This window comes from Thermococcus sp. GR6 (assembly GCF_012027415.1).
GTDB classification, from domain to species: domain Archaea; phylum Methanobacteriota_B; class Thermococci; order Thermococcales; family Thermococcaceae; genus Thermococcus; species Thermococcus onnurineus.
The window spans coordinates 450,105-473,470 of record NZ_SNUM01000001.1 but is presented as its reverse complement, the minus strand read 5'-3'; the positions used below and the strand labels follow the sequence as shown (position 1 = coordinate 473,470).

Sequence of the window (23,366 nt, the reverse complement as noted above, 5' to 3'; positions counted from 1 at the left end):
GAAAACTATAACTCTCCAAGCATCCTAATCTTTTTTGGTGAATCCCTATGAAAATCTACACCCTCGTCGAGGACTACTCCGACTACGAGAGCCCATTCCTGGCGCAGCACGGTGTGAGCTTTCTCATCGAAAAAACGGGAAAAGAATCCTCTTCGACGTCGGCCAGAGTGCCGAGCCGATACTTCACAACATGCACCTCCTGAATCTCGAACCTTCAAGCATCGACTATGTCTTCCTCTCCCACTGCCACTACGACCACACCGGTGGGCTTTTGGGAATGCTGAAGGCCATAGGGAAGAGAGTTCCAATAATAGCACACCCAAGCATCTTCAGGAGGCACTTCATCACAAAACCCCACCTGAGAGATGTCGGCGTTCCATTCCGGAGGGAAGAAGTCGAGGAGCTCACGGAGCTCTATCTTACGGCCGAACCGCTTGAGATAATAGAAGGGGTTTATTCAACGGGTGAAATCAGGGATAGGGAGGACTTTGAACGGGTAAGCCTCGAAGTTTACACCCTACAAGACGGCCGTGTTGTAAGGGACGAGCTGCTCGACGACATGAGCATCGTCCTCAAAACGTCCAAAGGTCTGGTAATCGTCAGTGGTTGCTCCCATGCCGGAATAGTGAGCATCGTGAAGCACGCGGTAATGCTGACCGGCGAAGAACGGGTGAGGGCAGTTATCGGAGGCTTTCACCTTATTGACGCGAGCGATGAGAGGATAGAGAAAACGGTAAAGGCCTTCCTTGAGCTGGGCGTGGAGGAGGTTTACACCGGCCACTGCACGGGACTAAAGGCAGAGGCAGCTTTTCTGGAGGCCTATGGCAGGAAATTTCACAAGCTCCACTCGGGAATGATGATTGAACTCTGAGGTGCGGGAGATGAGTGAGGAACCTAAGATAACCGTCATCGCGTACTCGAGGGATAAATTCGTGAGCAGGAAGGTATCGAGTCTCAAAGAGGCAGTTGAGTTCGAGAAATACAACGTTGTCTGGATAAACGTTGACGGGTTTTCCATCATCCCGGAGCTCAAAGAAGCCCTACAACTCGACGATGCACCTATAAAAGCCCTTACCCGGTCAAGTATCCGTGCGAGGGTCATGATCTTTCCCAACTACCTCTTCCTTCTCCTCCACCAGGTCTACGAGGTGAACGGCAGCCTCAAGAGGGAAAAGATCGCACTATTTCTGAAGGGGAATCTCGTGATAACCGTGCAGGAGAGACCCGGAGATGTCTTCGACCCCATAAGGGAGAGCATTCGCGAAGGAGAGGGACTCTTCCGTGAGCGCGGTGCCGATTACCTTCTCTTCGCCCTCCTCGAGGCGATAGTGGAAAACTACGTTCCCATAATCGAGCGCATAAGCTCCCGCATGGAGGGACTGGAGGCCAGGATACTATCTTCCGGCGAAGAGAGCGTTCTTCACAGGATACACGGTATAAGGCGGGAGATACTCTTCATGAGGCGCACTGTGTTTCCGCTTCTCGAAGCCTTCAGAAAGCTCCAGCTCGAGGGCGCGAGGTTCTTCGAGGGCGAGACCAAGAGATGTATCGACGAACTCCACGAGCACGTGCTTGAAGTTCTTGAAATCCTTGAGGGACAAAGAGAGCTCGCCAATAGCCTCGTCGAGCTCTACTATTCTACCCTCTCGATGAAGACGAACGACATCATCAGAATTCTGACCGTTGTCTCAACGGTTTTCATCCCATTGACGTTCATAACGGGCATCTACGGAATGAACTTCCGCTACATGCCCGAGCTGGGGTGGCGCTACGGCTACTTCATGACACTATCCGGCATGCTGCTCATTGCCGTCGGGATGCTCTACTACTTCAAAAGAAAGGGGTGGTTATAAACCGAGGGCCAGCCTCACAGCCCTTTCCGCTATCACATCGAGCGGGTCAATAAGAGGAACGCTCAGATCCTCGGGCTTTAGCGCAACACTGACCTCCGTGCAACCGGCTATTATGCCTTCGCTCCTCTTTTCCAGCCTCCTGGTGACCTGGAGGAGAAGTTCCCTGCCCAGCTCGAGGTTTCCAGCTTTAACCCCCTCGTAAATACCCTTCATGACGAGCTCCTGATCCTTTTTAGTGGGCACTGCTATCTGAATCCCCCTGTCAAGGAGGGCACGGTGATATACGAGGCCCTTAATAGTTCCATCGGTGGCCAAAAGACCGACCTTCTTAAGTCCCATCTCCTCTATTCTCTTCGCGGTTTCTTCCACCATACTGACGAGCGGTATGCTTATCTCCCTCTGAATGCTTTCCGCGAAGAAGTGAGCGGTGTTGCAGGGCATTATTACGAAGTCTGCTCCCCAGCTCTCGAGCTTTCTGGCGCTCTCTACAAGCTCCGGCCTCGGATCTTCGCCCTTCCCGAGGATGAACGCCGTCCTATCGGGTATCTTCGGGTTGTTGTAGATGATTATCCTCGGGTGATCCTGATCCCTCTTCGCCGGGGTCTTCTCGATTATCCTTCTGAAGAGTTCTGCGGTGGCTAATGGTCCCATGCCGCCGAGTATTCCGATGACCCTCTCGGGCATCCTCACTCCTCCAGCCAGACGGAGTCGTCGCCGTGGTAATTCAGCTTGACCACGAAGAGCCTGAAGGGCTCGTCGCTCTCATTGATTACCCAGTGAATCGTCTTGGGTTTGACGAGAAAGATATCACCGGGCTCTGCGAGGTACTCAGTCTCCCCGATGCCGAGCCTAGCCTCGCCGCTTATTATGTAGAACAGCTCGTACTGCCTTTCGTGATAGTGCTTTTTAACCGTCTGTCCCGGCTTCACCTCGACGATTTGGGCGTAGCTTCCCTCTGGCAGTTCACCCTCGAAGAGAGGGAGCTTTCTGTAAGTGCCCCTGTCGATGAGGTTTTTGATCTCGGCCTTCATATGATCACCAGGAGGCAATTAGAAAAGGAACTAAATAAAATCATTGCCTGCATTTCCCTATTAGTTCAAACACATCACAATGGCAACCCGCACTCAGGGATCCTGGTATAGTTCCGTTTCCGTTAATCTCAAGTAGCTCTTTGAATTCAAGGAGCTTAGATCAGAGACAGAAGAAATGAAGACAATTAGAACCTTTCTCCTGCCGAAGTGTAGGTGCATGATTCCCCTCTCGAGTATTAAGACTTCAGAAGTTTTAATCATTTCTTTCGACAACCATCGAAACCCTCAAAAGACTTTTATATCTCTCCCCCGAGACATCAATGGACAAAGGTAAACGGTGATGACCATGGAGGCGCTTGAGAAGGCCCTTAGGTGGGCTGAGGACAACCTGAAAGCGGAATACATAGAGTTAAGGTATGAGAACTTAAGAAAGACGACGCTCGGCCTCAAGGATGGCGTTTTCACCAGCTTTACGGGCAAGTTCCATCAGGGAGTGGCCATAAGGGTTCTTGCCGAAGGCGCCTGGGGCTTTTCTTCAACCAGCGACCTCACCAATATTGAGAAGGCCATTGAAGAGGCGTACAAACTCGCAAAGGCTGCGGCACAGACGAAAAGGGAGAAGATTGAGCTGGCTGAGGTAAAGCCCGTCCAGGACTTCGTGAAGAGCAAGATGAAGATTAAACCCGCTCACGTAGACGTCGAGGAGAAAGTCGCTCACCTTAGGGAGCTTGAGAAGCTCCTCAAGGAGGATAATGCAGTAAAGAGCGTTCAGATACGCTACGAAGACGGCAGCGGGCAGAAGATACTCCTCACCAACGAGGGGACCAGAATAGAGTGGGACTACAACTACCTCTTCCAGGGAACCTACGTTACCGGAAAGAAGGAAGGAAAGCTTGCGATGGCAAGGGACAGCATCGGAGCCGTTGACTACGGCTGGGAGCTCATGACAGACTACGAGCCCAACGAGAAGGTGACTGAGAGGCTCCTCAGGAAGATGCACTCCCAGCTGGACGGCATCGCTCCAAAGCGCGGCGAGTGGCCTATCGTAGCGGGCCCAATAGTCGTCGGCATCATCGCCCACGAAGCTCTTGGCCACCTTGCAGAGGCGGACTTAACGATAAACTCACCGTTTAAGGACCTCATCGGCAAGCAGATTGCCCCAGAGTATGTCACAATGAGCGAGCGCTACGTTGAGGGCGGCTTTGGCAACGACAAGTACGATGACGAGGGTGTTCCGGTTAAGGACATCCACATCATCGAAAACGGAATTCTCAAGGAGATAATGCTCAACCGCGAGTACGCCCACAAGTGGGGCATGGAGCCAAATGGCCATGCAAGGGCCGAGAGCTACCGCCACCCGCCGATAATCAGAATGCGCAACACCGTCTTCGAGCCCGGTGATTACTCCTTCGAGGAGCTCATCGAGGACATAAAGTTCGGTTACTACGTAGTTGACTTCCGCGGCGGCCAAGCGCAGCTCAACTCGGCCTTCCAGGTTGGAATTCAGGAAGGCTACGTCATCAGGAACGGTGAGATTGCAGAGCCTATAAGGGACACCTCTATCACTGGCGTGGCGATAGAGGCTCTCAAGAAGATAAGCGCTGTCGGTAAGGACTTCGGCCTTGAAGTCGGCTTCTGCGGAAAGGGACAGACTGCCTTTGTCAGCTCGGGTGGACCTCACATGCGCTTTGACGGGGGAATACTTATCGGGTGAGGTGGTGAAGATGGAGGAGCTTATCCGCTTCGGCGAGAAGTTTTTTGACGAACTCGAAATTGCCGTTTACCGCTCCCGCAATGTTAGCGTCAACATCGAACTGAACGAGATTTCAATGGCGAGCGTCAGAAGCGGCGCCGTAACGATAATCAGGGGAATAAAGGACAAGCGCCTTGGCCTGGCGATAATCGACAGCGACGAGCCGGCAAGAATAAAGGAAGCAATAGAGCAGGCTGCGAAGATGGCGAAGCTCAACAGCCCGGATGAGAAGTGGGTTTCACTTCCGGAGCCGGGCAAATACCGCGAGGCCCCAAAGCCGAACTATGAGCTTAAGGAGACTCCTCCTGACCGACTGGTCGAGATGATAGTTCACGGCATTAAGCTCGCCCGCGAGAAAGACCCCAACGCTATCGTTGCGGGTGGAGAAGGCGGCGTAACCTGGGAGGAGAGGCAGATCATCAACTCACACGGCATTGATGTCGCACAGGAAGGAGGAGCCGCCTACATATTCTTCGAGCTGGTCGGCAGAAAAGAAGGCGTCGTAACCCCTGGCATATTCGACTTCGAAGCGAGGAGAGACCTCAACCTCGATGTTGATGGTGTGGTTGAAAGGGCCGTCCGGAAGGTCGGCTGGGCTTACAACGTGAAAGCCAGCAAGAACGAGGAAGTGCCGATAATCCTCGGCCCATGGGCAATAGCGGGCCTCTTCAGCTACGCGCTCTTCCCGGCCTTCAGCGGCGAGAGGCTCGTCAAGGAGACCACTCCACTTGCAGATAAGGTCGGGGAACAGATAGCGAGCGAGGTTCTTACTCTCTACGACGACCCGTTCCACGAGCTCGCCATTGAGCCGGTTATAGCCGATGGTGAGGGTGTCCCAACGAGGAAGAACGTCCTCATCGATAAAGGAACCTTCAATGGCTTCGTTTGGGACAACTACTGGGCCAGAATCTACGGCACTGAGAGCACAGGAAACGGCAAGCGTGATTTGAGGAGCGGCGGAATAAACATCGGCTTCCACACCATGGCAATCGAGAACGGTAAAAAGAGCTTTGAGGATATGATAAGCGAGATTGACAGGGGCTACTTCGTGGACGGCTTCCAGGGTGCGCACTCGAGCAACCCGGACAACGGAAACTTCGCTGTAACGGCTAATCCAGCCTACCTCATCGAGGACGGTGAAGTCGTCGGCTCCAGCGTTTTCCTCATAGCGGGCAACGTCTATGAACTGCTTAAACAGGCCAGCGAGGTCAGTAAGGAGCAGATCGTTATGCCCTTCATGACGACAATGATAACGCCGTTCATCAGGTTCGAGAATGTGAAAATCGCCGGAAAGTGACGCCTTTCTTTTTTTCTCAACTTTTAGAGCCTCTGCTCTCAATAAGCACGCAGCAATGTTCTCCCTATAAAACAGTCACTTCAAAACCCTGAAGTCTATCGCGATGTTGAACTGCCTCGGCGCGTAGGGACGGACCTTTCTCTCATCCAAAAACTCAATGTAGAAGCCGAGCTCCTTCGCTATACCATTTATTTTCGCCTCGTGTTCAGAAAAGAGGTTCTCCTCGGGCCCAAAGCCATAGTAGTGGACAATTCCGCCGTCCTTAACGCTCAGCATAGCCTCCCTCAAAAAGCGATCGGCGAACTTGGGGAGATTCATTATCACGCGGTCGGCCTCAATTCTCCCAGCGATCTTTCTAACGTCGCCGAGGATGGGAACAACATTCGGCGTCTTGTTCAGCTTTCTGTTCTCTTCGAGGTACCTAACTGCCCAGGGGTTTATATCGCAAGCAAAGGTGAGCTTTGCTTTCTTTGCGAGGAGTATCGAGTATGGTCCGACGCCGGCAAACATGTCGAAGACGATCTCACCCGGCTGGGTTTTCTCGAATATCCTCATCCTCTCGGTGGCGAGTCTCGGCGAGAAGTAGACCTTAGCAACGTCCAACCTGAGCCGTATCCCATTCTCTCGGTGGAGCGTTTCGGTTCTCCTCTCACCGGCAAGGCGAATCAGCTCCCTAACTCGGTATTCACCTTCAACCTTGCTCCCCTTAGCAAAGACGGCCTTTATGTGCTTGTGGACTTTCAGAATTGCCTCGCCAATATCCTCCCCGTAGGGCATCAGCTCCTCGGGAAGCTCGATTATCGCGACATCGCCGATGATGTCGAAAGAACTCGGGAGAAGAGGCCTCACTTCTTCGGGAACCTCAACGACCTCGCGGTAGCTGTGGGGCCTCCGCTTAGTCTTCTCGAACTCTGCCTCCACGATTTCAAAGCCTTCAACTGGCCCGGTGACGGGGAAGAGTATGAACTCGCCCTCCCGCTTCACGGAGTAGCTTTTAGCCAGAACACCGAGCTCGATGAGCTTTCGTCTCGTCTTTTCGGCTTCTCTCTTGGGGACTTTTACGGCGAACATCAGGGGTTAGTTACGCTGGGGGTTCAAAAGGTTTGCCGTTTTTGACTTCCGAGGATATTACCTCCAAGCTCCAGCGACGAAAGATTTTTAAACGCTCACCCTTCCCTAATATCGGGCCCCGGTGGTGTAGCCCGGTCAAACATGCGGGCCTTTCGAGCCCGCGCCCCGGGTTCAAATCCCGGCCGGGGCACCAAAATTCTCCCAAACGCTGTTCTACAAGAAGCTTCACCACTGGAGACGGGTCCTCTTTGAAAAAGAGCCACCTCAACATGCCATTAATAAAACGAGACCTACTATAAGCCACCCTCAAAGGCTCCACAACCTTTAAATCCAAAGCTGCATGAATTTGAAATACAGGGTCTTTAGACTTTCAGCTGCCTCCAAGCTCCGCACTCATTTTGGATGGGTGATTTTTACATTCTTATATTGTATCTCGATAGTTTTTTGTAATTTCGGAGATTTTCCAAGCGATCATAATGTATTGTCAAAACAATACCGAAAATTTTTTAACATTAAAAAGAGACTCTCTATGGTGGTATTATGGTAGGCGTTGTCAAGACTGGAATAGAGGAGATTGATTCCGCCTTGGGTGGAGGAATAGTTGATATGGGAAATCTTTTGATATCCCATGACAAAAGGTCACTGGGATGGGTACTTGGTTTGAAGATATTCAAGAGCATGATTGATCGAGGGGCAATTGGAGTCATATTAAATACGACTTTACCAATTTCAAAGCTTCAATTGAGAACCAAATGTGCTGGATTGGATCTTGAAAAAGAGGGAAAAGCAGGGAGGCTTTACATAATTGACCTCTTCGGATCCAAGTACGATATACCAGACAATCGTCCGTACATTATCCAGATAAGAGGCTGGAGTGGAGATACAGGAATTCCAAAATTGCTTCAAATATATGGCAGACTATCATCGCGAATCCCTGAAGGCTCAACTGTAGTTGGTCTAGCTGCGACGTTGGAAGGGCTCTACCATGAATTTGGAAAACAAACCATGGACAACCTGATAAGAGCATCCCTCGCTAGCTTTGAAAATGAAGTGATAAATAAAAACAAGAAAATTAATATTCTCACCATTGCACTCCTAAACAGAGAAGCTGTTCCCGATTATGTAACAGCATGGCTGTACAGTCTTAGTGATCAAATCATAGAATTCATTTCCAATACTGGCACCGCGGGTCTAGAGGAGACCATACTAATACCAAGATCCCTTGTCCCAGAGTTCCAACCGAGGCATTACACAATAAAGCTCTCAAAAGAACACAGGATTCAAGTTCTTTGATTTATTTTTTGAATTGGGCATCCGGATATGATCCCAATATTTTTTTGCCGGAGTTAATGATGTAAATGAAAAGGCTTTTAACCTTTCATCCGTTTCCCCGCCCGATGGCCATGAAGACACTCGCCCAGGTTTTCAGGGAAGTTCTGCAGGAGAAGGGTATAGAGAGCTTCGGTGTGCTTTCAAAGCGCTACCGCAAGTCAAAGAATAAGCTCCAGGATGTGGCAGTGGACGTCCTTAACGGAAAGGGAGTCATAGCAGAAGTTCCAGAGCCAACGGCAGTTGCGTGGGATTTAAACGGGAACCGCGTTAAGGGCTCGCGCTACGCCTACGTGCCGGGCTGCATGGCTGAAAAGTTCAAGGTTCTAATCAGGGCTGAAGACCTGAAGGCCCGCATTCCGGAGTGGCCCTACTTCATAATTGACCTAATGCACTGGGACAAGCACACCCAGAAGGAAAAGGGCAAGATATGCCTCCAGGTGGCTCAGAGCTACGGCCTGCTGAGAGACTATTTCACGGGAAAAGAGCTGGCAGTAACCTGGGCGAACGATGAGTTCAAATCCATGTTCCACGGCCCGGTTGAGAGGATAACGACATACGAGGAATCTACCGCCAACTTCTTGAAGGAAGAGGGCATCGATGAGGTCGTACTCCTCGACCCCTGGGCGGACGAGGTTCTGAGAGAGAAAGACTTTGGAGTTAAAGCCTTCATCATCGGCGGCATCGTTGATACCGGCGGAACCAAGAAGAAGACCACACCAAAAATCGGTGAGGAGCTTGAAAAGGAAGGAATAAAAGTCCACAGGAGGAAAATAGTCCTTAGGGGCGATGTCGTCGGTGTCCCGGACAGGATAAACAGAATCCTCGGCATAATACTCAAGATGATGGTGGAAGGCAAGGGTATGGACGAGGCAGTCTACGAGTTCCAGGAGCCACTTCACGCACGCTGGCGCCTCAGAAAGGAGCTTCCAAAGCATGCGACTCGCTACATGATAAACGGCAAAGTTTACCGCGTCGTCGAGAGGGAGCTGTTTGACGAGTACTCCAAGTGGCTTAAGATACGCTGGGAGGACTTCGTAAAGGTTCTGCGCGAGCTTGATTTAATGGCCCTTGAAAGGAAGCGGATGCACCATCTCAACAAGATTTCCAACCCTAGAATAATCAACGGCAAGCTTTACAGGGTCATACTCCTCAAGAAGGCCGCGATGCTGTGCTACAACTGCTAAAAAGCATAGCAAAATCTTAAGCCCCTTTCTTTTCTCTGAGCTCTCTAACGAGTTCCTCTAAGGACTTCTTGGCTTCAACTTTGGAGTAAAAGTCGTATTCTTTCTTCAGAAACTCATAGTGATCTCTCTCATCGTTTGCGAGTTCGCTCATGATACGTTTGTGTTCTGGATCTTCCAGCCTCTCCATGAGCACTATGTAGATAGCCTCCGAAAGCTTCTCGGTATCCATACCTATACGCAGTACAGTTAGATAATCCTCGACATTTCTAAGCCGGAAGTCTTTCTCTGCAAGAACCTCTGCCCAGCTATTCAAAGGCATATCTAATGGTTCTTCTCCGGGGAACAGACTCTCAAATATCGTCCGGACTCTCTTGTCGTGACTTTCCTCAATCTCAACGAACTCCTTGAATTTCTTTTTTGCGTACTCCTCAGGCATGTTTTGGTGCAGGAACGTATAAAGTCCCGTGGCGTCTCTTTCTCCTTTGATGATGTATGAAAGGATTTCTTTCAATGAGCGCTTGGATATTTCACGAAGAGTTTTCATGACGTTTTCGTTTATGCTGGCCTTTTCCATAAACATTTCCAGAGCCTTGCTCATATCACATCCCTGAAGGCAATTAGTGGGCACTTGTTAAAAAACTTTTTTCGAGGATACCGTGACCTGTAATATTTCCTACAACCTTGTATAATCAGTAGCGCTGGCATGTTGACGCTAAGGACGAGCTTAAACGATAAAGTAACAAAATGGAAAAGATTCAGAAGAGTAGAATCACGGCGTCTCCAACGACGGCCGTTTCAACCTCTTCGCCCTTGCTGAACACTGCCTTCCTCAGGACGATGTCGTCCTTGCCCAGTTCGACATCTTGCCCTTCAATCTCGAACTCGACCTTGCCGCTCTCCTTGAGGGCCTTGGCAACTTCCTCGGCGTTCTCCTTGAGGTAGGCGGTTATCTTTGGCACGAGCTTGCCGTAGCGCGGCCCTACTGTTCTGAAGTTGGGCTTTATCTCGATGATGCGCTCCTCGAGCTCTGGCTCACCCTTGATTATCTCAAGCCTCTCAATGTTCATAGTTCCGGCGATGTCCTTTTCGATGGCCTTCAGCATTTCGTAGGAGTCGGTAGCGTAGATCGCCACGTGCTTGAGCTTAGCGTTGAGTGCTAAGCCATGGGAGTTCTTGTAGCGCCTCATGGCACTGATTACTTCTCTCGCGAGCTCTCCGAGCTTCTCGGCGTTCTCGTCAATCCTGCCCTCATCGTACTTCGGCCACTCGAGGAGGTGGACGCTCTTCGCTCCAATGCGCTCTTTGAAGAGGTTCTGGTAGAGCTCCTCGGTGATGTGCGGTGCGAACGGAGCGAGCAGGAGCATGATGTTGTAGAGCAGTTCGTAGAGGGCGGCCTTAGCTTTGAGCTTGCTCTCTTCGTCGTCGCCATATAGCCTGTACTTTATCATCTCGATGTAGTCGTCAGCGACCTCGTGCCAGACGAAGGTTATCAGCTCCCTCGTGAGCAGGTTGAAGCGGTAGCGTTCCATTTCTTTAGTCGCAAACTTGATGAGCCTGTGAAGTCTCGAGAGTATCCAGCGGTCAATCGGCTCAAGCTCTATGCCCTCGGCGCTCTTCGGGTCAAAGTCCTCGAGATGCCTCTCGGCGAAGCGGTAGATGTTCCAGACCTTCTGGAGGAAGCGGTAGTTGTAGTCAACCGTTTCCCACTTGAACGGGTGGTCTTCTCCGGGTGGCGCTAAGGCAGTCCAGAGCCTCAGGGCGTCGGCGCCGTACTTCGGAATCACTTCGTCCGGTGCAACGACGTTGCCATAGCTTTTGCTCATCTTCCTTCCGTCTGGACCAGCCACCATTCCGTTGATGAGGATGTCGTCCCAGGGCTTTTCCCCGGTGAGAACGTAGGTCCTGAATATCGTGTAGAACGCCCATGTCCTTATGATGTCGGTTCCCTGCGGCCTCAGGGCGGTCGGGAAGTTGTGTTTGAACCACCACTCGTCTCTGCCCCACTTGGTGATGATGAGCGGCGTAATGCTCGAATCCACCCAGCAGTCAAGGACGTCAGTTACAGGCTCGAGCTCGGCACCGCAGACCGGGCACTTCTCCACTGGAGGTTTGTCGAAACGCGGGTCAACGGGCAGGTCTTCCTCTCTGGCAGGAACCACATGGCCGTTCTTGCAGACCCAGAACGGGATAGGCGTGCCGAAGACACGCTGCCTGCTTATAACCCAGTCCCAGTCCATTGACTCAGCCCAGTCCTTGAGGCGGAGGAACATATCGCTCGGATACCAGTTGATTTTCTCTGCCACTTTCACAATCTCGTCCGTGAAGTCCTTCACCTTTATGAACCACTGCTTCTTCGGCAGGAGCTCGATCGGGGCCATACAGGAGCTCCTCTCGGTGTGCCTCAGGACGCGGTGGGTTATCTTCTCCTTCTTGTAGAGAAGGCCCATCTTTTCGAGATCCTCGGCGATGGCCTTTCTGGCCTCCTCGGTCTTCATGCCGGCGTACTTGCCGGCCCTCTCATTCATGGTGCCGTCCTCGTTGATGGCTATGATAACCGGCAGGTTGTAGCGCTTCTGCCACACGACGTCCTGCTCATCGCCGTAGGTACAGTTGTAAACGGCACCGGTTCCAAAGGTCGGATCGACGTCTTCGTCAGCTATGACAGGCACTTCCCTCTCGAATATGGGGAGCTTCACCTTCTTGCCAACGACATCTTTATAGCGTTCGTCATCAGGATGCACGAAGACGGCAACACAGGCCGGCATAAGCTCCGGTCTGGTAGTGGCTATCGGGACGTAACCGGAGCCGTCAGCAAGCGGGAGCTTTATGTAGTAGAGGAAGCCGGCTTCCTCAACATAACCTACCTCGGCCTTGGCAAGGCTCGTCCTACATCTCGGGCACCAGTAGACGGGGTGCTCGTCGCGGTAGAGCATGCCCTTTTTGTAGAACTCGAGGAGGGACTTCTGGACCGTTGCCTTGTACCAGTCGTCCATTGTGTGGTACTCCAGATCCCAGTCGGCGGAATAGCCTATCCTTATGAACTGGTTGCGCATGGCCTCGATGGCCTGCCAGGTCCATTCAACACACTTCTGGAGAAACTTCTCTGGCTGATCCTTGCTTATTCCAAACTCCTTCTCTACCTTCAGCTCGGTCGGAAGACCGTGGTTGTCGAAGCCCTGCGGGAAGAGCACGTTGTAGCCGGTCATGCGCTTATAACGGGCCACAATGTCAATCCAGGTGTGGCTGAGCACATGACCAAGGTGAAGGGTTCCGCTGGTGAACGGGGGCGGAGTGTCTATTGCGTAGCTCGGTCTCTTCTCGTCGAGCTCGTATTTGTAGATTTTTTCATCCAGCCAGAACTTCTGCCACTTGGGTTCGATTTCCTGCGGGTTGTAAGTCTTCGGGAGCATCTTACCACCTACCTGAGGCTTTTTCAGTGATGATTTCCCTATCAGAAGGGGCGTTTAAAAAGGTTAATCCCTTCGGTGGTGCCCCTAGAGTTTGCACTAACCCAGAAACCAAGAAGCGTGCACGAGCTTTAGTTTTCCCGAATCTTCCGATGGACGATAGGCACCACCGATGCCCCTAATGGTGCATAGCCTTAAAAGGTTTTCGTGGCAACATTTGAAGGAACGCTCAGGTGAGGTGGTTCCATGGGTGAGCTCTACAGGAGCCTCGCGCGCTACTATGACGTTATCTATCGAGCGCGGCTGGAGAGGATCTCCCAGGAAATTGACTTCGTCGAAAAGATATTCAGAAACGACGCGAGGCGGGAAGTTAGGCGCGTTCTCGACACAGCTTGCGGAACCGGTGCGCCAACCCTTGAGCTTGTCCGGCGAGGCTATGAGGTTGTGGGTCTCGATATCAACGAGGAGATGCTGACTGTGGCCAGAGAGAAGGCCCAGAGAGAGGAGTTGAGCGTGGAATTCATGTTGGGAGATGCCGCGGCACTCGACTTCCAAGAGGAGTTCGACGCGGTGACGATGTTCTTCTCGAGCATCCTCTATCTCGATGAGGACAGAATTAATGAATTATTTAATTCTGTAATTAAAGCTCTACGGCCTGGAGGAGTCTTCGTCGCAGACTGGTCGAATTTGCTCTTCTATAGTGATAGGGGTCCCGATATTAGAGAAGAGCGTGAAGGAAACGAGATCGTCGTGACAACGACATGGAAGGAGTTCGAGAACGCCAGCCAGAGGCTTCACCTTAAGCATCTTGTTCAGATAATACATCCGGATGGTGAAGTCAGAGCCTTCTTCACTCACGAGAACCTGAACGTTTACACCGCCAGAGAAATGCGCCTGCTTGCTGAGAAGCATTTCGACGAGGTTAGAATTTATGGCGACTTTCAGAGGGAGCTTCCGGCGAATGTGTGGAGACTCTGGCTCGTCGGGATCAAAGGCCAAGCTCCCTGAATGCCTCAATAAGCCTCTCGTTCTCCTCCCTCTTCCTCACGCTGAAGCGGACGTACTGAGGCAAACCAAAGCTCGTGCAGTCGCGGACGGCTATTCCTCTACGTTTGAGCGCTTCAACGACCGCCTTTGCATCCCCAACGCGCTTGATGAAGAAGTTGGCGTCGCTTTTGATGTCCAGGGCCTTTTCCATCCGCTCCTTCTCGCGCCAGATTAGAGGCATCGTTTTCTTGAGATGCTCGAAGTCGTCCTCGATGAGGAACTCCAAAAAGGCGTAGCCGAGCGAGCCTATACTCCAGGGCATGCGGACGCTTTTAAAGGCCTCCTCGAAGCCGATGACGTAGCCCACCCTTATCCCGGGCAGCCCGTAGCTCTTAGTGAAGGTCCTGAGCTTCACGAGGTTTTCCCCTTCGGGACTTTTCGCCCCTTTGACGAAGTCTATGAAGGCCTCGTCAAGTATGAGGAGCGCGCCTTTGTTTTCGACGGCATCGAGAAGAGGCCTGAGCTCCTTTGGCGAGTAGAACTTACCGTCAGGATTGTTGGGGTTGCAGAAGAAGACTAAGCTTCCCTTTTCAACTAGCTCGGCAAGCTTCTCTGGAGAGTTTGGGCCTTTAATGACTTCTGCACCGAAAATCCTCGCTACTCTCTCGTACTCCTCGTAGGTGTGGCGCGAGATTACTACCTTGCGCTTTTCCCTCATCGCGAGGATGCCGATTAGATAGAGCGCCTCAGTGATTCCGGCCGTCACCGTCAGGGGTTCACCAACTAATTCAGAAAGCTCTTCCTCGAGCTTTTCCCAGTACAAGTAACGGCCGCTCAGCTCTTTTGCTCGGTTAAACATATCATCTAGCCATTCAGGGGTATAGGGGTTCAGAGACGCTGAGAAGTCGAGCAAACCTTCTTCCCTCGCACCGCCGTGGTGGGCCTTGAAGCTTATGGGTTTGAGCATAGACACACCCCCAGGATGAGTAGAATCAAGCATATTAAAACCCACTCCCCTACAACAATCCGATAAACCCTGAGAGCCTTCTTAATGTCATCAAACATCGGCTCCCTGCCTTCAAAGCGATAAACCCCTTCTTTCTCAAGCCAGACACCGAGGACGGCGCTCATCGCTGCTATGGGTTTGTCAGCGTTTATCTTAAACTTCGCTTTCCCCCAGTATTCGAGAACCTTTCTCGGGCTGAGCGGCAGGAAGAGCAGAACGGTAATGCGGGCTGGGATGAAGTTGAGCAAATCGTCAAGACGCGCTGCAAACTTGCCGAAATACTCGTGCCTCTCATCGCGGTAGCCTATCATCGCGTCGAGCGTATTAACGGCTCTGTAAACCAAAGCTCCTGGCAGGCCGAAGAGGAGATAGTAGAACAGCGGAGCAACGATGCTGTCTGTGATGTTCTCCGCGAGGCTCTCTATGGCCGCTGAATTGAGATGGGCCCTGTCAAGCTTTGAGACGTCCCTGCTGACTATCCAGCCCACGTACTTCCTCTGCTCTTCTATGTCGTCCCTCACCGTGTTCTCCACGTGCTGGGCGAGGCTTTTAATCGCGAAGGAGCTCTTGAAGAGGTAAACGGCCAGAGCAAAACCCAGCCACCTTGGCACAAGCCCTGGAAACTGGGAGAGGGTAAAGGCGAAGGTGATGACAAAGAGGGAAGCAAAGGTTCCAGCAAGAAAGTCCAAAATCGAGCTTCTTCTTCTGTATATCCCATCAAAGAGACCGATTAGCCTGCCGAACCAGACGGTAGGATGGACTAATGCTGGCGGTTCGCCGAGGAGGAAATCCCAGAGGAGCGCAACCACAAAAGTTACTAAAGCTTCCATTCTCCGAGGGCCTCCTTTACCTGGGTGTATTCACTGAGCATCTCCTCGTTAGGTTCCCTCAAGCCCCTGCGCACGTACCAGGCGGGATGTCTTAAGTAGGTTGCATCAAAGCCAAGTCTTTTTAGGGCCTTCTCCGCCGTCCTGCCGATGGCAAAAATAGCTTTTGGCTTCAGGATCTCAAGCTCCCGTTGTAGGAGACTGAGCTCCCGTTCGTCGAAGCCCTTAAGCTTATTCCCTGGCGGGTTGCACTTCACGACGTTGGTGATGTAGACAAAGTCTGGGTTAATCCCTAGAGAAAAGAGGGCCTTCCTAAGCAGCATTCCCGAGGCGTCGCGATAGAAGCATATCCCAGTTAGACCACAGCCTTTCCTCCCAGGCGCTTCGCCTACAAGGACAACGCCCGAACCAACCCAGCCATTGGCGAAGGGCAGACCATCGAAACTCCTGACCTCGAGCTGATAGCTGTAATACTCCTCGTGGCAGAACTTCAGCGGTTCACGGAGAAACTCCCGGTAAAGGGCCTCAAGCTCTCCTGAGACTTTCTTATCCTTCCTATCAACGACAAGAAAGCGTTGCTCCGGATTGTAAATCGTCCTCGCGTAGAGGCCGTAAACCTTCTCCTCGAGGTTGAGAAAGTCTCGCCAGTCCCTGAGGAAGAGGAGCTTAGTCTTAAGGTTTCTTGGATTTACATAGACCTTTCCAATCTGCTCCAGCTCGTCAAGCTTCAGCAGCATAAAGGATAAAACATCCAAGGCATTTATAATTCTGGTGGTGACATGGGGACGAGAAAGTGTCCCTTCTGCGGAGGGACTATGGTACCAAGTAAAACTGACTTTCTTGGGCATGCTCAGTACTTCTGGGTCCCGCCTTGGAAGAGCAGACTGACAGGCTTCCTGAAGCCGGGAGTAAAGGGCAGGCCCTGGCTCTGCATCGACTGCGGCGCGGTTGTGGCGTACGTTGATGAAAAGAAGCTTTCAATCCTCCGCGAGGAGTACGAGCAGACACGGCTGGAGGGTTCAACTTGAAGGGCATTGCCTTCTTCTCCGGCGGCAAGGACGGGCTTTATGCAACTTATTTGGCCCAGAAAAGCGGCATAAGTGTCCCGTATTTCCTTGTCCTGAAGACCACCATCGGAGTCTCGCCACACTATGAGAACCTGAGCGAGCTGGAAAAGCTCGCTGGGGCTATGGGAAAGGAGCTTCTGATCTTTGATATGGCAAAAGGGAGCGAGGCTTTAGCTGAATTCATCGGCTCACTCGGCGTCGATTACCTCATCGCGGGGGATGTGCTGCTCGAAGACCACCTGGAGTGGATCGAAAGGCTGGCCGAAGGAGCGGGCGTTAAAGTCTTGGAGCCTCTATGGGGCAGGAACACGTTTAAGCTCGCGAGAGAGATAATCGAAGCTGGATTTGAATACGCGATAATCGCGGTCAACAAGGAGAAGCTCTCCAAGGAATGGCTCGGCTACACCTTCCGCTCGGTTGAGGATTTGGAGCGCTTCCTCGATGCAAACCCCGGCATTGACCCCCTTGGCGAGTTCGCTGAGTTCCACACAGTGGTCTTAAAGTGCCCGCTGTTTGAGGGAAGTTTTGAGCTGAAGCCGCTGAAGGTGGTGGAGAGCGAGACCTACTGGTGGATGAAGTTCAGGCTGGTGAGAGAATGAGAGCCGGAGAAACCCTCAGAAAACTTGAATCAAAAGGCATAACCCTTGAAAAGATGCTCGACACCGCGATGGAGCTCTACATCGGTGAAAATGCCAGAGACGTTAGAAAACTGCTGAAGGAGACGATGCTCCGTTATCTTGACGACATCAACGTTCAGTCTCTGCTCATGGCGGCGCTCCTCCTTGAGGAGAACTTTAACATTGAAGGTGACCCCGTGAACTTAGTAGCCGATGAGCTCATTGGAATAAGCATAGCAGAATACATCGGCGGTAAAATGGCCCTTTTCAACTTCTTCTACTATGACACGAGAAAGCCCGGAATACTGAAGGAGCTGCCACCCTTTCTGGACGACGCAGTAGGTGGCTTCATAGCGGGCTGCATGACGAAACTCCTTTCGGAGGACTGAGCCATGAAAAACCTCCTCCCCTTCCTGACACGGGTGCCAATCAAGGGCGACTTCGAGAAAGCTCGCAAGGAGCTCTGGGCCTTTCCACTTGTCGCTTTGGTGAGTTCGGCGCTCCCAACGCTTGTCCTCTACTTAAAACTTCCCCTTTCGAACGTCCTGGCGGTTTTGGCGCTCTACTTCACCATCGGCCTTCTCCACCTTGACGGTCTGGCGGACTTCGCCGACGGAGTTATGGTCAAAGGCAATCGCGAGAGGAAAATAAAGGCAATGAAGGATCTGAACACCGGAATAGCGGGCCTCTTCGCGGTGGTCATGGTTCTGTTCCTACAGGTCTATTCCCTCCAGCTCGTTCCTTTCTACGCCATCTTTCTGGCGGAGCTAAACTCAAAGCTCGCCATGCTCCTCGCGCTGGCAACCAGGAAACCGCTCGGCCAAGGGCTTGGGGCCTACTTCATGGAGAGGATGAACAGCGGCCAGCTCCTCGGTGGGTTCATCTTCTACGCCATTCTCCTCGTCCCTGTAGTTGTCTACGAGCAAAATGCCCTGGTCTCGCTCCTTGGTCTGGCTTTCGGAGGTTACGCCATCAAAGTTGCCCTCGACAACTTTGGCGGAATAAACGGCGACTGCATAGGTGCAATAGCGGAGATAACGAGGGCTGGGACGCTTTTGGTTGTGGCGTTTGCGGGGGCTTACTTGGGCGGCTGAACACCCGGGATAATCACGAGCTCGTCCAGCTCCCTGTCTTCCATTGCCGCGTAGGGGATGTAACCCCTTTCATGAGCCTTCTCGATGAAGTCGAGGATCCTCACGAGATTTTCTTCGCTACTACTTCCGTCATCCACGTAGTCAACCACTAAAACAAGCTTTCCGGCCTTAACAACCGTGTCCAAGTAAGGCACCTTCTCGTCCCTCCAAGGGCTCGGCTTAAGGCCGTCGTAAAAGACGTCCTCACTGGCCCAGCCGGAAATCGTCTTCAAAAGTCTGCCGTCATCATATTCAAGGAGTTGCTCACCGTTTTGGGGAATTATCAGGAAATCCTCACCGGCCTTCGAGCGCGTGTAGTTTGCTATTTCGAGTATGAACTCGATCATCTTCCGGGCCGTCCAGTTCTCATTATAGCCATTCTCGCCCCAGTACTCGAACTCGTCAACTTTATCAAGGTAAACCCCCGCAAAGCCTTGTGCAATGATCCTGTCGAAATATTCAAACACTATCTCCTTCCACTCATCATCCCAGTATTTTACCGCGTAGTTCCCCTCCCAGTTGGGATTCTCCGGTCCGAGCCAGGCAGGAGGTTTTTCTTTCCACTCCTCTTTCCAGTAGAAGCGATAGTCCTCAGCCTCGCCGATGCTGATGTAAGCTATCGGAACAACTCCCGCGTTTTTAATCAGATCAATCTCCTCACTGCTGTAGGCAGTTTCATCGCTTCCGTCACGCGAGTAGTCCATGACGATTAAATCAAAGCCACTCTCCGCTATAACCAGAGGACTCGCGTTCTGAAGCCAGTAGGCCCAGCTGTTGATTATCAGAGAGGTTAAATTCTGTGATTCGTTGAAAAAAACACTAGAAGTGGTTTCAGTTTCATTAGATGAAGGTGTCGGGGCTTCTGTTTGATTGAGGTTTTTTATGATAGTCTCAGTGGAGAAGGCTCGAGTTGATGTTAAGGGACGGGAGAAGAAAGTTGAGTTTGTGCTCCCGTTGAAGTAAGAAGGCTGTACTGGACTTGAGGTTGTTTCATTAGGTTGGTAACCCTGATGAGTGTCTAGGAGACAACCCCCAACCAGCAACACAGCAACGAGAATCACAATGGGTATATATCTTTTAACTTCTGGCATAAGCCCAAGTAAAAGAGAAGACCTTTTAACGGTTTCTCCCACGTATAAACGGTGGGATTATGATCATCATCCTCGCCGGAGGCAAATCAACCCGCATGGGGCAGGAAAAGCCCGTTCTCAAGGTAGCCGGTAAACCGATGCTCCTCTGGGTCTACGAAGAAGCGGGGAAAGTTGAGGACGTCCTCGTTGCTCTCTCACGGAACACCCCCAAAACAAGGGAGCTCTGCCTTAGGGAAGAGATCCCATTCATTGAGACACCGGGAAAAGGCTACGTCCAAGATATCCAGTGGCTTTTGCGTGAGTTCGGTCCATTCGTAAGCGTCTCCGCCGATATCCCCTTTGTGAAGGCCTCGGATTTTTGGCTTATCGAGAAGGCCTTCGACGGGAAGACGAGCCTGACAGGGGTCCTTCCGCTTGAAAAGGTGCCGGGAGACTTGAATCCAGTAGTTTACCGGGGTTATGCAATCGTTGGCCTGAATGCCGTCGCTGAAGAAGGAGAGAGATTCTTTGAGTTCACAAATCCCCTGTTAGCCTTAAATGTGAACACTCCTGAAGAGCTGGAGCTTGCGAAGAGGATTGCTAACCTAATCCGAGCTCCGAGAGGATGTATCCCACGTCGAGGTTCTCCTCAACAATCCTAGCAAAGCGCTCTATCTCTTCTTCGATGCTCCATCCATCAACGCTTATCGGCTCAAGCCCTTTCTCCGCCCGCAGGAAGTTGAGGAGCCGCTCCGTGAAGGCGAAGTTGTGGAAGATGCCGTGTAGATAGGTCCCGAAGGTTCTCTCACCAAGGGCTCCCTCCGGCTCAAAGGCCTTAGCACCGTTTATCTCGCGTATTATCGAGAAGGGCCTCTCTGAGGTTGAGCGGCCCATCCTTATCTCATAGCCCTCAACGCTCATTCTCTTAACCTGCTCCCAAAGGATTTCGGCCTTCAGGTGGTTTGTCCGTTTAACGGGCGTGAAGATTGTTTTAGCGGGCAACAGTCCAATACCCTTGACCTCACCGCGCTTCGATTCTCCGTTGTCGATTATCTTCTCCCCGAGCATTTGAAAGCCGCCGCAGATTCCAACGACGAAAGAACCTTCGTGGTGAGCCTGAATTATCGCGTCCTCTATTCCATTCTCGCGCATCCAGAGCAAGTCCCCGACGGTGTTCTTGCTCCCGGGGATTATTATCAAATCACCTTCGATTTCCTCCGCTTTTGTAACGTAGTCCACCCCATTGGCCCAGTGAAGGGGCTCAAAGTCGGTAAAGTTGCTTATGTGGGGAAGCTTGACTATCTGGATGTGGAGCTCGCCATTAACCTTAGGAAATCTAGTCAAAGAGTCCTCTTCTGGCAACTTGTGCTCGATGTAGGGAACGACTCCGAGGGTGGGCTTCCCGTAGCGCTTCTCCAGATATTCGAAGCCTGGCTCCAGCAGGGAGGCATCGCCGCGGAACTTGTTAAATACGAAGCCAAGGATTAGGTTTCGCTCCTCCTCGCTCAAGAGCTCCATCGTGCCCACTATAGAGGCGAAGCTCCCACCGCGGTCGATGTCGGTAACGAGGATGGTTTTTGCTTTGGCGTGCCTCGCAACGCGCATGTTGGCTATGTCGTAGTCCTTGAGGTTAACCTCAACGGGAGAGCCTGCACCTTCGATTATCACAATCTCATGCTCCGCCATGAGTTCATCCAAAACCCGCATGGCCTCCCGAAAGAGTTCCTCCTTCCGGGAGAGCATGTATTCCCTAGCTGAAACGCTTCCTATGGGCTTTCCCATAAACACAACTTGGCTCCTCATGTTCCCCTCGGGCTTGAGAAGTATCGGATTGAACCTTACCGACGGCTTCTTTCTGCAGGCTACCGCCTGAAGGTACTGGGCACGACTTATCTCGCCGCCTTCTATGCTCGGTGCGGAGTTCAGGCTCATGTTCTGGCTTTTAAACGGAACAACGTCATACCCTAAGTTCGAAAAGATCCTGCACAAAGCCATGACGAGGAGGGATTTCCCAGCTCCGGAGGAAGTTCCCTGAACCATTAGGGCTTTTCCCATTCACATCCCCCACTGGAAGTGGACGAAGGACATATAAACCTGTTGGATAAAACCTCCATCGGTGATACTATGAAAAGCCTCATGCTGGTTGTCCTCGGAAACACAGAGATAAGCACCGTGCCAGGAATAAGCGTTGCTGGAGCAACGCCAGAGCTCACAAAGCTTACTCCACCAGCCGATGCTGAATACCTGTTCTACGAGAAGCCGAAAATCATAGACGTGATTCCCGTTACCCCTGAGGGACATCCCACGCCAGCCATAATCACCAAGGCCGCAAGGGAGCTTGCCAACTTCCCGTTGATGATAGTCCGCGGTGGAACTTACTTGGCTCCCCTCGTGCCTCACGTCCACATCAGCGACTACGTTGGCAGGGACTTCAGGAAGGGACCGGCTTTACAAGAGGCCGAGGAGATAATCGCGAGAGCGAGACTCTTCGGCGAAGAGCTCAGCAATACTCCAATCGAAGAGCTCGTCATCGGCGAGTCCACTCCAGGGGGGACGACAACAGCTCAGGCTGTCCTCTGGGCGCTCGGCTATGAAGCCAGAACTTCTTCGGCGGCCCCAAACAACCCCCAGAGCCTAAAGGAGGAGGTCATAAAAGCAGGCTTTGAAAGGGCCGGAATAAAGCCTGGAGACTTCAAAGAGAAGCCCCTCGAAGCACTCAAGCAGTTCGGCGACCCCATGATGGCAGCGGTAGTCGGGATAGCACTCGGTTTCAAAGGCAAAGTCGTTATTGCCGGTGGAACCCAGATGCTCGCCGTTGCAGCTCTGCTAAAGGCCCTCGGAGAGGACATGAGCAGGTTTATGATAGCGACAACTAAGTGGGTTGTAAATGATAGAACCGCCACATTCATCGACACCGCAAAGGAGATTGGGATAATCACTTACGCCGCTGATCTGGACTTCTCGAAGAGCGAATTCAAAGGCCTCAGGGACTACGAGAATGGCTACGTTAAGGAGGGCGTTGGGGCTGGTGGTGCCACCTGGCTGGCGGTTAAGGCCGGATTCTCTCCTGAAGACGTCAGCAGAAAGGTGGACGAGCTTTACAAAAGGCTGATGGAGCTGAAGGCTACCTAACCTCTTATTCTCTCCCACTTCCTTATACTCTCTTCTAGAGCCCTCCTGACGGTTTTTCCAATGTTTATTCCAAGCTCCGTTGCTGTTCCGGCCCACTCTTTCTCCCCGGGATATGCAAAAACCCCTATACCGTCGCTTGTCGTTCCAGTAGCATTGTAGCCGAGCTTTAAGAGGGTGTATGTCTTAGCCTCAGTCGCTGTCATTATCGCGTTGGCCATAGCTCCAACGGTTAGCCCCTCGTTTATCACAAGGGCGATGTTTATCGTCCCTGGCTTCCATGGTGGTGGAACGTCGCCGGCTATTGCAGGGTTGGTTATTCCTGCGGTAACATAGGCGGTAACGCGTCCATGTCTTGAAACGGCTAGAACTCTGCGGATATCCGCTGCCGTCATGAAGCCTACAAAGTTCTCAAGGCCATTCTCCCGCTCGAAGATGAGACAGTCAGCTTTGTAGTCTCCAGAATAGTCCTTGTGCACTTTCATGAAAAAGAAGCCGTTGGCGTTAACAAGACCTCCTCTGTGAGGCGCGTTGCTGAGGGCCATCATAGGTTCATTGAATGATTTTATGAAATGTCTGGACTCCATGGGGGACTCTACGGG

At 52.0% G+C, this 23,366-nt stretch carries 25 protein-coding genes and 1 tRNA gene; 15 read left to right on the top strand and 11 right to left on the bottom strand.

Features of this window, described 5'->3' with window-relative positions; translation table 11 throughout:
• Positions 1-47: 47 nt before the first annotated feature.
• From E3E32_RS10095 to corA, 3 genes are read left to right on the top strand one after another with little or no spacing between them, the layout of a single operon-like run.
• Positions 48-203, top strand: coding sequence for a hypothetical protein (locus tag E3E32_RS10095; RefSeq protein ID WP_240910553.1), 156 nt, complete (start codon positions 48-50; stop codon positions 201-203).
• On the top strand, positions 191-871 hold the full coding sequence (locus tag E3E32_RS02695; RefSeq protein ID WP_240910552.1) for an MBL fold metallo-hydrolase: 681 nt from the start codon (positions 191-193) through the stop codon (positions 869-871). The genes E3E32_RS10095 and E3E32_RS02695 overlap by 13 nt, the downstream gene beginning before the upstream one ends.
• 10 nt (positions 872-881) lie before the next feature.
• Complete coding sequence (gene corA, locus E3E32_RS02690) at positions 882-1,853, top strand: magnesium/cobalt transporter CorA (RefSeq protein WP_167730054.1); 972 nt, start codon at positions 882-884, stop codon at positions 1,851-1,853.
• Here the strand turns inward: corA and E3E32_RS02685 are convergent.
• Complete coding sequence (locus E3E32_RS02685) at positions 1,848-2,537, bottom strand: aspartate racemase (protein WP_167730053.1); 690 nt, start codon at positions 2,535-2,537, stop codon at positions 1,848-1,850. The genes corA and E3E32_RS02685 overlap by 6 nt on opposite strands.
• A 2-nt stretch (positions 2,538-2,539) precedes the next feature.
• Positions 2,540-2,884, bottom strand: a complete 345-nt coding sequence (locus E3E32_RS02680; RefSeq protein WP_167730052.1) for a cupin domain-containing protein — start codon at positions 2,882-2,884, stop codon at positions 2,540-2,542.
• Between the two features lie 346 nt (positions 2,885-3,230).
• Here E3E32_RS02680 and E3E32_RS02675 point away from each other — a divergent pair, with 346 nt between their 5' ends.
• On the top strand, positions 3,231-4,598 hold the full coding sequence (locus E3E32_RS02675) for a TldD/PmbA family protein (RefSeq protein WP_167730922.1): 1,368 nt from the start codon (positions 3,231-3,233) through the stop codon (positions 4,596-4,598).
• A gap of 10 nt (positions 4,599-4,608) precedes the next feature.
• The gene (locus E3E32_RS02670; RefSeq protein ID WP_167711748.1) at positions 4,609-5,934 is read left to right on the top strand and encodes a TldD/PmbA family protein; all 1,326 of its coding nucleotides are present in this window, start codon (positions 4,609-4,611) and stop codon (positions 5,932-5,934) included.
• 75 nt (positions 5,935-6,009) lie between these two features.
• Here E3E32_RS02670 and E3E32_RS02665 read toward each other — a convergent pair whose 3' ends face one another.
• Positions 6,010-7,005, bottom strand: coding sequence for a class I SAM-dependent methyltransferase family protein (locus E3E32_RS02665; protein ID WP_167730051.1), 996 nt, complete (start codon positions 7,003-7,005; stop codon positions 6,010-6,012).
• A gap of 115 nt (positions 7,006-7,120) precedes the next feature.
• Between E3E32_RS02665 and E3E32_RS02660 the strand changes: the two genes are divergently transcribed.
• From E3E32_RS02660 to trm10, 3 genes are all read left to right on the top strand, one after another.
• Positions 7,121-7,198: transfer RNA gene (locus E3E32_RS02660), tRNA-Glu, on the top strand.
• A 347-nt stretch (positions 7,199-7,545) separates the two neighbouring features.
• A complete protein-coding gene (locus E3E32_RS02655; protein ID WP_167730050.1) occupies positions 7,546-8,298 on the top strand; it encodes a hypothetical protein in 753 nt (250 codons plus the stop codon).
• Between the two features lie 110 nt (positions 8,299-8,408).
• Positions 8,409-9,521 (top strand): tRNA (guanine(9)-/adenine(9)-N1)-methyltransferase, encoded by a 1,113-nt coding sequence (trm10, locus tag E3E32_RS02650; protein ID WP_167730921.1) that lies wholly within the window; start codon positions 8,409-8,411, stop codon positions 9,519-9,521.
• 16 nt (positions 9,522-9,537) lie between these two features.
• On the opposite strand, the gene E3E32_RS02645 is transcribed toward trm10, so the two are convergent.
• Together E3E32_RS02645 and E3E32_RS02640 are read right to left on the bottom strand one after the other, a co-directional pair.
• Positions 9,538-10,119, bottom strand: coding sequence for a ferritin family protein (locus tag E3E32_RS02645; protein ID WP_167730049.1), 582 nt, complete (start codon positions 10,117-10,119; stop codon positions 9,538-9,540).
• A 157-nt stretch (positions 10,120-10,276) separates the two neighbouring features.
• Positions 10,277-12,931, bottom strand: coding sequence for a valine--tRNA ligase (locus tag E3E32_RS02640; protein WP_167730048.1), 2,655 nt, complete (start codon positions 12,929-12,931; stop codon positions 10,277-10,279).
• A gap of 243 nt (positions 12,932-13,174) precedes the next feature.
• On the opposite strand from E3E32_RS02640, the gene E3E32_RS02635 reads away from it, so the two are divergent.
• A complete protein-coding gene (locus tag E3E32_RS02635) occupies positions 13,175-13,936 on the top strand; it encodes a class I SAM-dependent methyltransferase (RefSeq protein ID WP_167730047.1) in 762 nt (253 codons plus the stop codon).
• Here E3E32_RS02635 and E3E32_RS02630 read toward each other — a convergent pair.
• From E3E32_RS02630 to E3E32_RS02620, 3 genes are read right to left on the bottom strand one after another with little or no spacing between them, the layout of a single operon-like run.
• Positions 13,917-14,882: an aminotransferase class I/II-fold pyridoxal phosphate-dependent enzyme gene (locus tag E3E32_RS02630; RefSeq protein WP_167730046.1), complete on the bottom strand. Its 966-nt coding sequence runs from the start codon at positions 14,880-14,882 to the stop codon at positions 13,917-13,919. The genes E3E32_RS02635 and E3E32_RS02630 overlap by 20 nt on opposite strands.
• Positions 14,867-15,751: an adenosylcobinamide-phosphate synthase CbiB gene (cbiB, locus tag E3E32_RS02625; protein ID WP_167730045.1), complete on the bottom strand. Its 885-nt coding sequence runs from the start codon at positions 15,749-15,751 to the stop codon at positions 14,867-14,869. Before cbiB ends, E3E32_RS02630 begins: the two co-directional genes overlap by 16 nt.
• A complete protein-coding gene (locus E3E32_RS02620) occupies positions 15,739-16,485 on the bottom strand; it encodes a uracil-DNA glycosylase family protein (protein ID WP_167730044.1) in 747 nt (248 codons plus the stop codon). The genes cbiB and E3E32_RS02620 overlap by 13 nt, the downstream gene beginning before the upstream one ends.
• 42 nt (positions 16,486-16,527) lie before the next feature.
• On the opposite strand from E3E32_RS02620, the gene E3E32_RS02615 reads away from it, so the two are divergent.
• The 4 genes from E3E32_RS02615 to cobS are packed head-to-tail and all read left to right on the top strand — an operon-like array spanning position 16,528 to position 18,526.
• A complete protein-coding gene (locus E3E32_RS02615; protein ID WP_012571641.1) occupies positions 16,528-16,776 on the top strand; it encodes a hypothetical protein in 249 nt (82 codons plus the stop codon).
• Positions 16,773-17,414, top strand: a complete 642-nt coding sequence (locus E3E32_RS02610; protein WP_167730043.1) for a diphthine--ammonia ligase family protein — start codon at positions 16,773-16,775, stop codon at positions 17,412-17,414. Before E3E32_RS02615 ends, E3E32_RS02610 begins: the two co-directional genes overlap by 4 nt.
• The gene (cobZ, locus tag E3E32_RS02605) at positions 17,411-17,821 is read left to right on the top strand and encodes an alpha-ribazole phosphatase CobZ (protein WP_167730042.1); all 411 of its coding nucleotides are present in this window, start codon (positions 17,411-17,413) and stop codon (positions 17,819-17,821) included. Before E3E32_RS02610 ends, cobZ begins: the two co-directional genes overlap by 4 nt.
• A 3-nt stretch (positions 17,822-17,824) precedes the next feature.
• Positions 17,825-18,526 carry an adenosylcobinamide-GDP ribazoletransferase gene (cobS, locus tag E3E32_RS02600; RefSeq protein WP_167730041.1) on the top strand — a complete coding sequence of 234 codons (702 nt, stop codon included), beginning with the start codon at positions 17,825-17,827 and terminating at the stop codon, positions 18,524-18,526.
• Here the strand turns inward: cobS and E3E32_RS02595 are convergent.
• On the bottom strand, positions 18,511-19,656 hold the full coding sequence (locus E3E32_RS02595) for an MJ1477/TM1410 family putative glycoside hydrolase (RefSeq protein ID WP_167730040.1): 1,146 nt from the start codon (positions 19,654-19,656) through the stop codon (positions 18,511-18,513). The two genes, cobS and E3E32_RS02595, sit on opposite strands and share 16 nt — an antisense overlap.
• A 59-nt stretch (positions 19,657-19,715) precedes the next feature.
• Between E3E32_RS02595 and E3E32_RS02590 the strand changes: the two genes are divergently transcribed.
• Positions 19,716-20,297 (top strand): NTP transferase domain-containing protein, encoded by a 582-nt coding sequence (locus E3E32_RS02590; RefSeq protein ID WP_167730039.1) that lies wholly within the window; start codon positions 19,716-19,718, stop codon positions 20,295-20,297.
• On the opposite strand, the gene E3E32_RS02585 is transcribed toward E3E32_RS02590, so the two are convergent.
• The gene (locus tag E3E32_RS02585; protein WP_167730038.1) at positions 20,236-21,690 is read right to left on the bottom strand and encodes a cobyric acid synthase; all 1,455 of its coding nucleotides are present in this window, start codon (positions 21,688-21,690) and stop codon (positions 20,236-20,238) included. The genes E3E32_RS02590 and E3E32_RS02585 overlap by 62 nt on opposite strands.
• 69 nt (positions 21,691-21,759) lie before the next feature.
• On the opposite strand from E3E32_RS02585, the gene cobT reads away from it, so the two are divergent.
• A complete protein-coding gene (gene cobT / locus E3E32_RS02580) occupies positions 21,760-22,767 on the top strand; it encodes a nicotinate mononucleotide-dependent phosphoribosyltransferase CobT (RefSeq protein WP_167730037.1) in 1,008 nt (335 codons plus the stop codon).
• Here cobT and E3E32_RS02575 read toward each other — a convergent pair.
• On the bottom strand, positions 22,764-23,351 hold the full coding sequence (locus tag E3E32_RS02575) for an adenosylcobinamide amidohydrolase (RefSeq protein ID WP_167730036.1): 588 nt from the start codon (positions 23,349-23,351) through the stop codon (positions 22,764-22,766). The genes cobT and E3E32_RS02575 overlap by 4 nt on opposite strands.
• Positions 23,352-23,366 lie beyond the last annotated feature (15 nt).

What these genes read in the sequence shown, in the direction of transcription:
- E3E32_RS02585 (WP_167730038.1), bottom strand. Translation starts at nt 21,690, where the DNA reads ATGGGAAAAGCCCTAATGGTTCAGGGAACTTCCTCCGGAGCTGGGAAA.
- E3E32_RS02590 (WP_167730039.1), top strand. Translation starts at nt 19,716, where the DNA reads ATGATCATCATCCTCGCCGGAGGCAAATCAACCCGCATGGGGCAGGAA.
- E3E32_RS02630 (WP_167730046.1), bottom strand. Translation starts at nt 14,882, where the DNA reads ATGCTCAAACCCATAAGCTTCAAGGCCCACCACGGCGGTGCGAGGGAA.
- E3E32_RS02645 (WP_167730049.1), bottom strand. Translation starts at nt 10,119, where the DNA reads ATGAGCAAGGCTCTGGAAATGTTTATGGAAAAGGCCAGCATAAACGAA.
- trm10 (WP_167730921.1), top strand. Translation starts at nt 8,409, where the DNA reads ATGAAGACACTCGCCCAGGTTTTCAGGGAAGTTCTGCAGGAGAAGGGT.
- E3E32_RS02685 (WP_167730053.1), bottom strand. Translation starts at nt 2,537, where the DNA reads ATGCCCGAGAGGGTCATCGGAATACTCGGCGGCATGGGACCATTAGCC.
- E3E32_RS02575 (WP_167730036.1), bottom strand. Translation starts at nt 23,351, where the DNA reads ATGGAGTCCAGACATTTCATAAAATCATTCAATGAACCTATGATGGCC.
- E3E32_RS02670 (WP_167711748.1), top strand. Translation starts at nt 4,609, where the DNA reads ATGGAGGAGCTTATCCGCTTCGGCGAGAAGTTTTTTGACGAACTCGAA.
- E3E32_RS02655 (WP_167730050.1), top strand. Translation starts at nt 7,546, where the DNA reads ATGGTAGGCGTTGTCAAGACTGGAATAGAGGAGATTGATTCCGCCTTG.
- E3E32_RS02680 (WP_167730052.1), bottom strand. Translation starts at nt 2,884, where the DNA reads ATGAAGGCCGAGATCAAAAACCTCATCGACAGGGGCACTTACAGAAAG.
- E3E32_RS02620 (WP_167730044.1), bottom strand. Translation starts at nt 16,485, where the DNA reads ATGCTGCTGAAGCTTGACGAGCTGGAGCAGATTGGAAAGGTCTATGTA.
- E3E32_RS02595 (WP_167730040.1), bottom strand. Translation starts at nt 19,656, where the DNA reads ATGCCAGAAGTTAAAAGATATATACCCATTGTGATTCTCGTTGCTGTG.
- cobZ (WP_167730042.1), top strand. Translation starts at nt 17,411, where the DNA reads ATGAGAGCCGGAGAAACCCTCAGAAAACTTGAATCAAAAGGCATAACC.
- corA (WP_167730054.1), top strand. Translation starts at nt 882, where the DNA reads ATGAGTGAGGAACCTAAGATAACCGTCATCGCGTACTCGAGGGATAAA.
- E3E32_RS02615 (WP_012571641.1), top strand. Translation starts at nt 16,528, where the DNA reads ATGGGGACGAGAAAGTGTCCCTTCTGCGGAGGGACTATGGTACCAAGT.
- E3E32_RS02665 (WP_167730051.1), bottom strand. Translation starts at nt 7,005, where the DNA reads ATGTTCGCCGTAAAAGTCCCCAAGAGAGAAGCCGAAAAGACGAGACGA.
- E3E32_RS02675 (WP_167730922.1), top strand. Translation starts at nt 3,231, where the DNA reads ATGGAGGCGCTTGAGAAGGCCCTTAGGTGGGCTGAGGACAACCTGAAA.
- cbiB (WP_167730045.1), bottom strand. Translation starts at nt 15,751, where the DNA reads ATGGAAGCTTTAGTAACTTTTGTGGTTGCGCTCCTCTGGGATTTCCTC.
- cobT (WP_167730037.1), top strand. Translation starts at nt 21,760, where the DNA reads ATGAAAAGCCTCATGCTGGTTGTCCTCGGAAACACAGAGATAAGCACC.
- E3E32_RS10095 (WP_240910553.1), top strand. Translation starts at nt 48, where the DNA reads ATGAAAATCTACACCCTCGTCGAGGACTACTCCGACTACGAGAGCCCA.
- E3E32_RS02635 (WP_167730047.1), top strand. Translation starts at nt 13,175, where the DNA reads ATGGGTGAGCTCTACAGGAGCCTCGCGCGCTACTATGACGTTATCTAT.
- E3E32_RS02640 (WP_167730048.1), bottom strand. Translation starts at nt 12,931, where the DNA reads ATGCTCCCGAAGACTTACAACCCGCAGGAAATCGAACCCAAGTGGCAG.
- cobS (WP_167730041.1), top strand. Translation starts at nt 17,825, where the DNA reads ATGAAAAACCTCCTCCCCTTCCTGACACGGGTGCCAATCAAGGGCGAC.
- E3E32_RS02695 (WP_240910552.1), top strand. Translation starts at nt 191, where the DNA reads ATGCACCTCCTGAATCTCGAACCTTCAAGCATCGACTATGTCTTCCTC.